We start from the raw sequence: 12,986 nt of genomic DNA on the forward strand, positions 1-12,986 counted from the left end.
CCCGCTGACCCGGCGGCTTGCTTGCCGTTGTTCCGTCTCAGTGGGGCCGCATTATAGGGAGAAATTGAGATCCCGCAAGCATAAATATGAAAAATGTTTTCGTTCGCTCACTTTTCATACATAACGCTTATTTTTGCCTGGTTTCCATACAAAAACGAGCCCCGAAGGGCTCGTTTTCTTATTTTTGTGACTTACTGCACCGCCACAATATGGTCGTCTTTGACTTCCAGACGAACCATTTTGCCAGGAATCAGCTCGCCGGACAAAATTTGCTGTGCCAGCGGGTTCTCTATCTGCTGCTGAATAGCACGTTTCAGCGGACGCGCACCGTATACCGGGTCGTAACCATTTTTGCTCAGCAGATGCAGGGCTTCGTCGGAGATCTGCGTTTCATAGCCACGCTCTTCCAGACGTTTGTACAGACGCTGCAGCTGAATCTGGGCAATAGAAGCAATATGCGTCTCACCCAGCGGATGGAACACAACAACTTCATCTATACGGTTAATGAATTCCGGGCGGAAGCTGTGGCTGACCACACCCAACACCAGATCTTTCATATGGCCGTAATCCAGCTCGCCGAAACGTTCCTGAATCAGATCAGAGCCAAGGTTCGACGTCATAATGACGACCGTATTACGGAAGTCGACCGTTCTCCCCTGCCCATCGGTCAGACGACCATCGTCGAGCACCTGCAGCAGAATGTTGAACACATCCGGATGCGCTTTCTCCACTTCATCCAGCAGGATGACGGAGTAAGGACGGCGACGAACGGCTTCCGTCAGATAACCACCTTCTTCATAGCCGACATATCCTGGAGGCGCACCGACGAGACGAGACACGGAGTGTTTTTCCATAAACTCGGACATATCGATACGCACCATGGCGTCGTCACTGTCGAACATAAAGTTAGCCAGTGCTTTGCACAGCTCGGTTTTACCGACACCGGTCGGCCCTAGGAACAGGAACGAGCCAATTGGACGATTTGGATCGGACAGCCCGGCGCGGCTACGGCGAATCGCATTCGATACCGCTTCTACCGCTTCATTCTGGCCAATCACCCGGCTATGCAAATCCTGCTCCATACGCAGCAGCTTATCGCGTTCGCCCTCGAGCATTCTGGCGACCGGAATACCGGTCCAGCGTGCCAGCACTTCTGCAATTTCGGCATCCGTCACTTTATTACGTAACAGGCGCATCGTTTTGCCTTCTGACTGCGTGGCCGCTTCGAGCTGTTTTTCCAGCTCAGGAATTTTGCCATACTGCAGTTCGGACATTCGCGCCAGGTCGCCCGATCGTCGAGCCTGTTCGATGGCAATTTTCGCCTGCTCAAGTTCGGCTTTAATGGTTTGCGTCCCGGAAAGAGAAGCTTTCTCCGCTTTCCACTCTTCTTCTAATTCCGAATACTGCCGTTCTTTATCTTGCAGCTCTTCGTTGAGCATATCGAGACGTTTTTTACTCGCCTCGTCAGACTCTTTCATTAACGCCTGCTGTTCCAGCTTCAACTGGATAATACGGCGTTCGAGTCTGTCCAGTTCTTCCGGCTTGGAATCAATCTGCATACGGATGCTGGAAGCCGCTTCATCAATCAGGTCGATAGCTTTATCCGGCAACTGACGGTCGGCGATATAACGATGAGACAGCGTAGCTGCCGCAACAATCGCCGGGTCGGTAATCTGCACGTGATGGTGCAGCTCATAGCGTTCCTTCAGCCCGCGCAGAATGGCGATGGTATCTTCGACCGACGGCTGCGCAACAAACACTTTCTGGAAGCGACGTTCCAGTGCCGCATCTTTTTCGATGTATTGGCGATATTCATCCAGCGTCGTGGCCCCAACGCAGTGCAGTTCACCACGCGCCAGCGCCGGTTTCAGCATGTTCCCGGCATCCATTGCGCCGTCTGCTTTACCTGCACCCACCATGGTGTGCAACTCGTCGATAAACAGGATAACGTTGCCTTCCTGTTTAGACAGATCGTTCAGAACCGCTTTTAAGCGCTCTTCAAACTCACCGCGGTATTTCGCCCCGGCCACCAGCGCCCCCATATCCAGCGCCAGTACGCGGCGGCCTTTTAAGCCCTCCGGTACTTCACCGTTGATAATGCGCTGTGCCAGTCCTTCAACAATGGCCGTTTTACCGACACCCGGCTCACCGATTAATACCGGGTTATTTTTGGTACGACGCTGCAGTACCTGAATGGTACGGCGAATCTCTTCATCACGACCGATAACCGGATCGAGTTTGCCCTGTTCGGCACGCTCGGTCAGATCGACGGTATATTTCTTTAATGCCTGACGTTGGTCTTCGGCACCCTGGTCATTCACGCTTTCACCTCCACGCATTTTTTCAATTGCCTGAGTGATGTTGGCAGTTGTCGCGCCAGCTGATTTCAGTAATTCAGCCAGAGTGCCACGGGACTCAAGCGCCGCCAGAACAAACAGTTCTGACGAAATAAAGTTATCGCCGTTTTTTTGCGCCAGCTTATCGCAGAGATTAAGGACGCGAATCAGATCCTGTGACGGCTGCACGTCGCCACCGGTGCCTTCCACCTGTGGCAAACGGCTTAGTGCCTGCTCGATTGCGGTGCGAAGCTGGCCAGCATTAATACCTGCCGACGTTAATAAAGGACGTACCGATCCCCCTTCCTGATTCAGCAAGGCGCTCATTAAATGAAGAGGTTCGATAAATTGGTTGTCTTGCCCCAGTGCGAGTGACTGGGCATCGGCAAGAGCAAGCTGGAATTTATTGGTAAGACGATCCAGACGCATGACTCCTCCCATAATAGGTCAATTTTGCTACAGGAGATTAAATGAGGTCATCCCTCAATTATTCAAGGTTAAATGACCTATTCAATGAGAAAATATTATCAGCGTTCTGGATCGTCTTGATTCTATAGGTTATATCAGCCAGACGAAACTTGCCATACGACCTGTAGTACGGTCGCGACGATAAGAGAAAAAATCATCCTTTTCGCTGAAGGTACAGCGGTCGCCGCCGAAGACAGCGGTTACGCCGATATTTGCCAGCCGCTGACGGGCCAGCAGGTAGATATCAGCATAGTATTTATCGCCAGCCGGGCGAAATGCACTCACCGCTTTGGCATCTTTCGCCATAAACGCTTCGCGTACTTCCGGACCGACTTCAAACGCCTGAGGGCCAATCGCCGGGCCAAACCAGGCCAGAATATTATCCGCACTGTCGTTAAAGCAGGCGACGGTCTCCTCCAGCACACCATCGCACAGACCACGCCAGCCAGCATGTGCCGCCGCAACTTCTGTGCCAGCCCGGTTGCAGAACAACACGGGCAGGCAGTCTGCCGTCATTACCGCGCACACTGTCCCTGGGATATTACTGTAGGACGCATCGGCACGCTTAGAAGTATAAGGCTCGCCGGTAAGATGCAGGACATCCTTACCGTGAACTTGCTCCAGCCACACCGGTTTTGACGGCAGTTTTCCTGCCGCAAACATACGCTTACGGTTCTCTTCAACGAATTCGATGTTATCACCACAGTGAGCGCCGAGATTCAGTGAATCCCACGCCCCCTGACTAACACCACCGACACGCGTTGAACTACAGGCCCCTACCCCATTCGGTAACGGCCATTCAGGGACAATGATTTTAGTCATAGCCAGTCGACGTCGTCCTTATGCTCTTCAAAGTCATCGCGCATAACCGCGATAAGATCGACCATATCTTGCGGAATCGGCGCATGCCATTCCATCTCAATCCCCGAAATTGGATGATAGAGACGCAGCATTGTTGCGTGAAGCGCCTGACGATCAAACTGACGCAGCGTCGAGATGAACTCATCCGAGGCGCCTTTTGGCGGACGTGGACGGCCACCATAGACCTGATCGCCCACCAGCGGATGGGTAATGTGCGCCATGTGCACGCGGATCTGGTGCGTACGTCCGGTTTCCAGACGTAACCGCAGACGCGTGTGCACACGGAAGTGTTCCATGATGCGATAGTGCGTGACCGCCGGTTTACCCATAGGGTGCACCGCCATGTGCGTGCGCTTGGTTGGATGACGGCTGATCGGCTCCTCAACGGAACCCCCGGCTGTCATATGACCAATAGCCACCGCTTCATACTCACGGGTAATTTCGCGCAGCTGCAGCGACTCCACCAGACGGGTCTGAGCGGGAACGGTTTTGGCCACCACCATCAGGCCGGTGGTGTCTTTATCCAGACGATGCACAATACCAGCGCGCGGCACGTCGGCAATCGGCGGATAATAATGCAGCAGCGCATTCAGCACCGTGCCGTCCGGATTACCGGCGCCAGGGTGCACGACAAAACCACGCGGCTTGTTGATGACAATAATGTCTTCATCTTCATAAACGATATCGAGCGGGATATCCTGCGCTTCAAAGCGGATATCTTCATCAATTTCGGCATCGATAGCGACGTTCTCGCCACCCATGACTTTCTCTTTCGGCTTGTCAGAAACTTTGCCGTTTACCTGAACGCGTTGGTCAAGGATCCACTCTTTTATGCGCGATCGCGAATAATCAGGGAACATTTCGGCCAAAGCCTGATCTAAGCGTTGACCGAGTTGTGACTCGGACACCGTTGCGGTGAGTTGTACTCGTTGTGCCATATACAGCTTCTTCGTTAACGTTGGGTTTTTACGGCTTTGCCGTTTAATATAGTGTGCTATTGTAGCTGGTCTTAGTCGGGAACAGGAACTGTGAATATCCCGTATAAACATTTTGAGGAAAGTCAAAACGTCATGACGCGCATGAAATATCTGGTGGCAGCGGCCACGTTGAGCCTGGCTTTGGCGGGGTGCTCTGGTTCAAAGGAAGAGGTTCCTGATAATCCGCCTAATGAAATCTACGCAACTGCTCAGCAAAAGCTCCAGGACGGTAACTGGAAACAGGCAATAACGCAACTGGAAGCGTTGGATAACCGCTATCCATTTGGGCCATATTCTCAGCAGGTTCAGCTGGATCTGATCTACGCATACTACAAAAATGCCGATCTGCCGCTGGCTCAGGCCGCCATTGACCGTTTCATCCGTCTAAACCCAACGCATCCAAACATCGACTATGTGATGTACATGCGCGGTCTGACTAACATGGCGCTGGACGATAGTGCATTGCAGGGTTTCTTTGGGGTTGATCGCTCCGACCGTGACCCGCAGCACGCACGTGACGCATTCAACGACTTCTCGAAGCTGGTGCGCGGCTATCCGAACAGTCAGTATGTGACCGATGCCAACAAACGTCTGGTGTTCCTGAAAGATCGTCTGGCGAAGTATGAGCTTTCCGTTGTCGATTACTACACCGCGCGCGGTGCATGGGTTGCGGTAGTTAACCGTACCGAAAACATGATGCGTAACTACCCTGATACTCAGGCGACGCGCGACGCGCTGCCGAAGATGGAAAACGCATACCGCGAAATGCAGATGACCGCACAGGCTGACAAAGTGGCGAAAATCATTGCCGCCAACAGCAAAAATACTCAGTCCTAATCAAGCTATCATCAAAAGCAAAACGGCAGCCCGATGGCTGCCGTTTTTTTATCCATTTTAATCACTTGCTGAAGCGGTTTAGCGGCAAGTCATCCTATCAAATATGGCTTGTATTTCCCGATCCGACAAGTAAAAAATCACTTCTTCCTGTCCTGACTCACAAAATGAATGCACTGACAAAAAGTGACAAAATAATGTGATCTTTATCACACATTTTAAGCAAATCCGAGGTATGCTGGAATCACCAAGACGGAAAGACAAGAGGTAAAATTTATGACAATGAACATTACCAGTAAACAAATGGAAATTACTCCGGCTATTCGCCAGCATGTCGCAGACCGTCTCGCCAAATTGGAAAAATGGCAAACTCAGTTAATTAATCCTCATATCATTCTGTCGAAAGAACCGCAGGGTTTTGTAGCCGATGCCACGATGAACACCCCAAATGGGCATCTCGTCGCCAGTGCAAAACATGAAGATATGTATACTGCCATTAACGAATTGATCAACAAGCTGGAACGGCAGCTGAATAAGGTGCAACACAAAGGGGAAGCCCGTCGCGCAGCAACATCAGTGAAAGACGCAAGCTTCGTGGAAGTTGAAGAAGAGTAAACCGAACTTTGAACTTTAATGTGTCACGCCAACGCGCCTCCGGGCGCGTTTTTTATTGACAGAACGAAAACAGAGCAGGTACTGTAAAACCTCACTACGTTAAGGATTTAATCAACTGTGAAATTGCTACCGTTTTTCTTCGCATTCTTTTTTACCTTCCCCTGAATGGGAGGCGTTTCGTCGTGTGATAAAGAATGCGAAGACGAACAATAAGGCCTCCCACCCGGGGGGCCTTTTTTATTGATAACAAGAAAGGCAAACATGATGACTTCGGAAAACCCGTTACTGGCGATACGCGATAAGATAAGTGCGCTGGATGAGAAATTAGTGAGCCTGCTGGCGGAACGTCGCGGACTCGCCATTGAGGTTGGTAAGGCCAAACTGGCGTCTCATCGCCCGGTACGCGATATCGATCGCGAACGTGATCTGCTAGAGCGTCTGATTACCATCGGCAAAACACACCAGCTCGATGCACACTATATTACTCGCCTGTTCCAGCTGATTATTGAGGATTCCGTTCTCACCCAACAGACCTTATTGCAGCAGCATTTAAACCAGATCAATCCGCACTCGGCACGTATCGCTTTTCTTGGCCCAAAAGGTTCGTACTCACACCTGGCGGCACGTCAGTATGCTGCACGTCACTTCGAGCAGTTCATTGAAAGCGGCTGTTTGAAGTTTGCCGATATCTTTAATCAGGTTGAAACCGGACAGGCCGACTACGCGGTAGTGCCTATCGAGAACACCAGCTCCGGCGGCATCAATGACGTCTACGACCTGTTGCAGCACACCAGCCTGTCAATTGTTGGCGAGATGACGGTGCCTATCGACCACTGTGTGCTGGTTAATGCCGGGGCAACGCTGGATACCATCGAAACGGTCTACAGTCATCCACAGCCGTTCCAGCAGTGCAGCCAGTTCCTGAACCACTATCCACAGTGGAAAATTGAATATACCGAGAGCACTTCGGCGGCAATGGAAAAAGTTGCGCAGACCAACTCCCCTACAGTGGCCGCACTGGGCAGCGAAGCTGGCGGTAAGCTGTACGGATTACAAGTGCTGGAACATTGCCAGGCTAATCAGACGCAAAACATCACCCGCTTCCTGGTGCTGGCCCGTAAAGCCGTCAACGTCTCCGATCAGGTACCGGCAAAAACCACGCTGCTGATTGCCACCGGGCAACAAGCCGGTGCGTTGGTAGAAGCACTGTTGGTGCTGCGTAACCATAAGCTGATTATGACCAAACTCGAGTCTCGTCCTATCCACGGTAATCCGTGGGAAGAGATGTTTTATCTCGATATTCAGGCCAACCTGGAAGCGCTGCCAATGCAAAAAGCGCTGAAAGAGCTGTCTGGGATTACCCGTTCGATGAAAGTGCTGGGGAGCTACCCCAGCGAAAACGTTGTACCAGTTGACCCGATTTAAGCTTCGATAAACGGCGTCTTCTTCATTCCTGCCACCGCCACCGGTAGCGTGAAGATGGCGCCAGAAAGTGGGTACTGCGCCACTTCCGCCGCCGACATATTTTCGCGCGTGGTGGTAATAAACAACGTGCGCATATCCGCTCCGCCAAAGCAGACCATCGTCGGACAACGTACTGGCAGACGATATTCTTCAAGCTGTACGCCTTCTGGTGAAAACCGTGCCACTCGCCAGCCGTCAAACATCGCACTCCAGTAGCAGCCTTCCTCGTCTATTGCAGCCCCATCAGGAATACCTTCACCGGCTGCAAACTTACGGAACACTTTTCGCCGGCCTGGCTCACCCTGCTCATCCAGTGGCGTACGATAAATCACCGCATTCGGCGTGTCGGAAGTGTACATCCAGCGCTTGTCTTCACTGAATGCCAGGCCGTTGGCACCATGAATATCGCACTGAATAACCTTCGGCTTAAGCTGATTATCCACGCGGACCAGCAGCGCACCGTTGTAATCGCCCGGCCCCCAGAATGTGCCGGCGTAAAAACGCCCGTCCCGGTCCGTGCCACCGTCATTAAAACGCGCCAACTGGGGATTGCTCGGGTTATCACAGATTTTATGCACCAGCAGACCGCGGCTATCCGCAAGCCAGATAGCGCTACGCAACGCAACGATAAAGCCGCCCTTCTCCCGCAGGGAAAAACAGCCGACCTCTTCCGGAAACTGGAGGATCTGGTGCTCGCCGGTCGCCAGCACGTAGCGGTGAATTTCACATTCCATAATATCGGCCCAGTACAGCGCCTGCTCAGCATCGCTCCAGGTCGGGCATTCCGGCAGATGTCCGGTGTAATCAAACAGCAGGTTTGCGTCAGCCATCGTCTTTATCCCATAAAAAAAGCCAGAGGATTTCCCCTGGCTTTCAAGTATATACAGTTTCGATTACTGCCGGTTGTCATTCGCCTGACGTAACAGGACGCGACTCTCACTCTGGAAACGTTGCGCGTAATCACCGAACCAATGTTCGACTTTGCGGAAGCTATCAATAAACGCCTGTTTATTGCCTTGTTCCAGCAAACCAATGGCCTCACCGAATCGCTGGTAGTAGCGTTTAATCAGCGCCAGGTTGTTGCCAGATGACATGATGATATCGGCATACAGCTGCGGATCCTGGGCAAACAGTCGCCCAACCATCGCCAGCTCAAGGCGATAAATCGGCGATGAGAGCGCCAACAGCTGCTCCAGCTGCACGTTCTCTTCCGCCAAATGCAGGCCGTAGGCAAAGGTTGCGAAGTGGCGCAGCGCCTGGATAAACGCCATATTCTGATCGTGCTCAACCGCGCTAATCCGATGTAAACGCGCGCCCCAAACCTGAATCTGTTCAAGGAACCACTGATACGCTTCCGGCTGGCGGCCATCACAGTAAACGACAACCTGTTTTGCCAGGCTTCCGCTATCCGGCCCAAACATCGGATGCAGCCCAACAACGGGGCCGCTGTGCGCCGACAACATCGCCTGCAACGGCCCGGCTTTTACCGAACAGAGATCAACCAGAATACAATCTGCCGGCAGCGGAGGCAGTTTCTCAATCACCTGTTCGGTGACGTGGATCGGCACGCTAACGATAACCATACCGGCATCCGCCACCAGCTCCGGCGCACTCGCCCAGTCTTCTTTTTCCAGCGTACGAACCTGGTAACCCGACAGACCGAGCATTTTTTCAAATAGCCGCCCCATCTGGCCGCCGCCGCCGACAATCACCACCGGGCGCAGCGACGGACATAGGGTTTTAAATCCCTTGTCGTTTTCACTGGAGTAGGACTCACGCATCACGCGGCGCAGAACATCTTCAATCAGGTCAGGCGGAACGCCCATTGCCGCCGCTTCTTTGCGGCGCGAAGCCAGCATCGAAGCTTCGCGCTCCGGGACGTAAATCGGCAAGCCATACTTACTTTTGACTTCACCGACTTCCGCGACCAGTTCAAGACGCTTTGCCAGCAAGTCCAGCAACGCTTTATCCACGACATCAATTTGATCGCGCAGCGCGGTCAGTTCAGCAACCATACTATCCTCTTACGCCAGACGAGCCGCCAGATGGCCGCGTAAATCCTTGTCGAGTTCACGCAGCAGCGCATCCGTAGCTTCCCAACTGATGCAGGCATCGGTTACTGATACGCCGTATTTCATATCACAGCGCGGCTGCTCGGAAGACTGGTTGCCTTCGTGAATGTTGCTCTCAATCATCAGACCGATAATAGAACGATTACCGTCTTTGATCTGTGCGACAACGGATTCCGCCACCGCAGGCTGACGGCGGTAGTCTTTATTGGAATTACCATGGCTGCAATCTACCATCAGCGATGCGCGCAGTCCTGCTTGTTCCATCTCTTTTTCACACTGCGCCACATCTTCCGGACCGTAGTTCGGCTTTTTACCACCACGCAGGATCACGTGACCATCCGGGTTGCCCTGCGTACGCAGCAGGCAGACCTGACCGGCCTGGTTGATACCGACAAAACGGTGCGGCATGGCAGCAGCGCGCATGGCGTTAATCGCCGTCGCCAGAGAACCGTCGGTACCGTTTTTGAAGCCTACCGGCATCGACAGACCGGAAGCCATTTCGCGGTGAGTCTGAGATTCAGTGGTACGGGCACCAATCGCCGACCAGCTAAACAGATCGCCCAGGTACTGCGGGCTATTCGGATCCAGCGCTTCAGTTGCCAGCGGCAGCCCCATGCTTACCAGTTCAACCAGCAGGCGACGCGCAATTTTCAAACCACCTTCCACATCAAACGAGCCATCCATATGCGGATCGTTGATAAGCCCTTTCCAACCCACGGTGGTACGAGGCTTTTCAAAATAGACACGCATAACCAGGTAGAGGCTATCGCTGACCTCTTCCGCAAGGGTTTTAAATCGACGCGCGTATTCGATGGCAGCTTCAGGATCGTGAATAGAGCAAGGCCCACACACTACCAGCAGGCGCGGATCGCGACCGGCGATAATGTCAGAAATCGTTTTACGTGATTGGGCGATCTGCGCTTCCTGCTCTACGGTGAGCGGGAATTCAGCTTTCAGTTGATCCGGGGTGATCAAAACCTGTTCATCGGCGATATTTACGTTGTTCAGCGCGTCTTTTTGCATGATGGCATTACCTGTTATGGCTCGTTTGCGATAGTTGTTTCCTCAATGAGGTGAAACCACAATATCACAACCAGTAAAGATTTCAATCCAAAATACGTACAGATTTATTTACACAAACCAATTTAATGCAAAAAAATGGCGAACATATCGTAATGAAAAATTTACACTGGTGATTTCCCCCCTTCGTTCTGAGCGAGGAATAACCAATCTCAGGTTTTCTCTTCACTGCCGCCATTTCTTCCCCACAGAGCCATCCTTGTATCTTGTCGTCAGGTAGGCAGAAATGGCAAAAAATACCGTCAATTAGATTTCAGTTAAAGATAATCTGATACCGGCCGATAAATTTAACAATCTCCCTGTTAATCATACTGAATATGTCTATGATTACGCGAAGGGCAGAAAAAACCGGCTGAGCAGGTTTAATTTTTTTATCCTTCATCCGTTAAAACTAATACCAATTCAAGATTTAACTTAAATCATATAAAACGAATTTCTGACATAGTGACGGCTTTGATAAACAATGATATTTTGCCAAAATCTCTCCAGGGTAACTATTTCCAGAGCGGTATGGCGGATTCTCGTGAGAAATTCAATCTTGATCTCTTTACTCCGACTGACTCTGGTTTTGATGCTATCTCTGATGCTGTCCCCGGCGACTGCCGCTCGCCTCGCTGAAACTGATAAATCGGTACGTTCAATTGTGTCCGGCATTGTGAGCTACACTCGCTGGCCTTCGCTTTCCGGGTCGCCTAAGCTTTGTATTTTTGCCACCTCCCGGTATCTGCAGGCACTCAGCACTGTCGATGAGCAAAGTTCGCTGCCTTACATTCCCGTGGTTGTCCATACTCCTCAGGATGCCCTGGCCGCCAGTTGCGATGGTATTTATTTCGGCACTGAATCCCCTGCCAGGCAAGTTGAATTAATCAACCAATATCATCGGGCGTTGCTATTAATCTCGGAACACAACCCGGAATGCATTATTGGCAGCGCATTTTGCTTAATAACCGATGAACCGAGGATCAGATTCTCCGTCAATCTGGATGCGCTGTCTCGCAGTGGTGTAAGAGTCAATCCGGATGTATTAATGCTCGCAAGGAATAAGCAGCATGAATAAGGACACCGCTTACACGCCGCGCCCAACGTTTAAAAAAACGTTAAGACGCATCAATATCATAAGCGTCATCGTGACGATGACGCTTATATGGCTTTTGCTGTGTTTTGCTTCGGTGGTGACATTAAAGCAATATGCGCAGAAAAATCTCGAATTAACCGGTGCATCCATGAGTCATACTCTTGAAGCAGCACTGGTTTTCAACGATCCTCAAGCCGCTAATGAAACGCTTGCTACCCTGGGTAAACAGGGGCAATTTGCCATGGCGAATGTGTTCGACGTACATGAAAAGCAGTTTGCATCCTGGGTGTGGAATCCAGAGGACAGTAGCGATACGTTGGGTGCGCTGGTCAGTCATTGGTTGTTTCCGGTCCCTATCTCCCAGCCAATAATGCATAACGGCCAGCCTGTCGGTGAAATTCGTCTGGCTGCGCGCGATACCCTGATCGGCCACTTCATCTGGATGTCATTCGCCGTACTCACCGGCTGCATTCTTTTTGCTTCGGCCATTGCGCTCACCATTACGCGATCCCTGCATCATGGCATGGTCGAAGAGATACAAAACATCACCGATGTGGTTCATGACGCCCGTAAGAATCGCAACTTTTCTCGGCGGGTAAAAGAAGGACGTATCGAAGAATTTCATCGCTTTGGTGAAGATTTCAACAGCCTGCTGGATGAAATGGAAGAGTGGCAGTTGAGGCTGCAGGAGAAGAATGCCCAGTTGATGCGTACCGCTATGCATGACTCTCTCACCGGCCTCGCGAACCGTGCAGCCTTCAACAATAACATTGCGGCGTTAATGAATAACTCAGAGGCAAAAACCCACTCCGCCCTGCTTTTTCTCGATGGTGACAACTTTAAACAGATCAATGATACCTGGGGGCATGCTGCGGGCGATAGCGTACTCATCGAAGTCGCCAGCAGGATGATAGCCTTCGGCGGTATACGTCACCAGTCATATCGTCTTGGCGGCGACGAGTTTGCAATGGTGGTTTCCGGCGTCCATTCTGAACTTGATGTACAACATATTTGCGCAGCTCTGAAACAGCAATTTAGCCGTCCGTTTGATCTCCATAACGGATATAACACGCCAATGTCACTCAGTATCGGTTTCGCGTTGGCGTGGGAAAACAACTCGCTGGAAACGTTGCTGGAGAGAGCGGACCACAATATGTATCAGGCAAAAAATCAGCGAACTAAAACAATAGGCTAGAAAGGAATA

Annotated in this window: 12 protein-coding genes and 1 other annotated feature; of the genes, 6 read left to right on the forward strand and 6 right to left on the reverse strand. The window is 51.5% G+C overall.

All coding sequences use genetic code 11. The features are described from left to right. Positions 1-191: 191 nt before the first annotated feature. The 3 genes from clpB to rluD all read right to left on the reverse strand — a co-directional run bounded on the left by clpB (position 192) and on the right by rluD (position 4,603). Positions 192-2,765 (reverse strand): ATP-dependent chaperone ClpB, encoded by a 2,574-nt coding sequence (gene clpB, locus LZ634_RS09235; RefSeq protein WP_234504260.1) that lies wholly within the window; start codon positions 2,763-2,765, stop codon positions 192-194. Positions 2,766-2,894: 129 nt separating this feature from the next. Continuing rightward, the gene (gene yfiH, locus LZ634_RS09240) at positions 2,895-3,626 is read right to left on the reverse strand and encodes a purine nucleoside phosphorylase YfiH (protein ID WP_234504263.1); all 732 of its coding nucleotides are present in this window, start codon (positions 3,624-3,626) and stop codon (positions 2,895-2,897) included. Next, a complete protein-coding gene (gene rluD / locus LZ634_RS09245; RefSeq protein ID WP_234504267.1) occupies positions 3,623-4,603 on the reverse strand; it encodes a 23S rRNA pseudouridine(1911/1915/1917) synthase RluD in 981 nt (326 codons plus the stop codon). The genes yfiH and rluD overlap by 4 nt, the downstream gene beginning before the upstream one ends. 132 nt (positions 4,604-4,735) lie before the next feature. Between rluD and bamD the strand changes: the two genes are divergently transcribed. The 4 genes from bamD to pheA all read left to right on the forward strand — a co-directional run bounded on the left by bamD (position 4,736) and on the right by pheA (position 7,516). Further along, positions 4,736-5,479: an outer membrane protein assembly factor BamD gene (gene bamD, locus LZ634_RS09250; protein ID WP_234504268.1), complete on the forward strand. Its 744-nt coding sequence runs from the start codon at positions 4,736-4,738 to the stop codon at positions 5,477-5,479. 273 nt (positions 5,480-5,752) lie between these two features. Beyond that, the gene (raiA, locus tag LZ634_RS09255) at positions 5,753-6,091 is read left to right on the forward strand and encodes a ribosome-associated translation inhibitor RaiA (RefSeq protein WP_052284541.1); all 339 of its coding nucleotides are present in this window, start codon (positions 5,753-5,755) and stop codon (positions 6,089-6,091) included. 116 nt (positions 6,092-6,207) lie between these two features. After that, positions 6,208-6,332 (forward strand) — a sequence feature (Phe leader region). Further along, entirely contained in the window at positions 6,209-6,256 is a 48-nt protein-coding gene (gene pheL / locus LZ634_RS09260; protein WP_121497579.1) for a pheA operon leader peptide PheL, read from the forward strand. It overlaps the preceding feature by 48 nt. 23 nt (positions 6,333-6,355) lie before the next feature. After that, positions 6,356-7,516 carry a bifunctional chorismate mutase/prephenate dehydratase gene (pheA, locus tag LZ634_RS09265; protein WP_234504305.1) on the forward strand — a complete coding sequence of 387 codons (1,161 nt, stop codon included), beginning with the start codon at positions 6,356-6,358 and terminating at the stop codon, positions 7,514-7,516. Here pheA and LZ634_RS09270 read toward each other — a convergent pair. The 3 genes from LZ634_RS09270 to aroF form a co-directional block, all read right to left on the reverse strand. Further along, positions 7,513-8,385: an SMP-30/gluconolactonase/LRE family protein gene (locus LZ634_RS09270; protein ID WP_234504269.1), complete on the reverse strand. Its 873-nt coding sequence runs from the start codon at positions 8,383-8,385 to the stop codon at positions 7,513-7,515. The two genes, pheA and LZ634_RS09270, sit on opposite strands and share 4 nt — an antisense overlap. 63 nt (positions 8,386-8,448) lie before the next feature. Next, positions 8,449-9,570 (reverse strand): bifunctional chorismate mutase/prephenate dehydrogenase, encoded by a 1,122-nt coding sequence (gene tyrA, locus LZ634_RS09275; RefSeq protein ID WP_234504271.1) that lies wholly within the window; start codon positions 9,568-9,570, stop codon positions 8,449-8,451. Positions 9,571-9,579: 9 nt separating this feature from the next. Continuing rightward, positions 9,580-10,650 carry a 3-deoxy-7-phosphoheptulonate synthase AroF gene (gene aroF, locus LZ634_RS09280; RefSeq protein WP_052284537.1) on the reverse strand — a complete coding sequence of 357 codons (1,071 nt, stop codon included), beginning with the start codon at positions 10,648-10,650 and terminating at the stop codon, positions 9,580-9,582. 628 nt (positions 10,651-11,278) lie between these two features. Here aroF and LZ634_RS09285 point away from each other — a divergent pair. Both LZ634_RS09285 and dgcN read left to right on the forward strand, forming a co-directional pair. Beyond that, the gene (locus LZ634_RS09285; RefSeq protein WP_234504308.1) at positions 11,279-11,764 is read left to right on the forward strand and encodes a YfiR family protein; all 486 of its coding nucleotides are present in this window, start codon (positions 11,279-11,281) and stop codon (positions 11,762-11,764) included. Further along, positions 11,757-12,977, forward strand: a complete 1,221-nt coding sequence (gene dgcN / locus LZ634_RS09290) for a diguanylate cyclase DgcN (RefSeq protein WP_234504273.1) — start codon at positions 11,757-11,759, stop codon at positions 12,975-12,977. The genes LZ634_RS09285 and dgcN overlap by 8 nt, the downstream gene beginning before the upstream one ends. Positions 12,978-12,986: the final 9 nt, after the last annotated feature.

The sequence above is a fragment of the Kluyvera intermedia genome, assembly GCF_021440345.1.
Taxonomy (GTDB): Bacteria; Pseudomonadota; Gammaproteobacteria; order Enterobacterales; family Enterobacteriaceae; genus Kluyvera; species Kluyvera intermedia_A.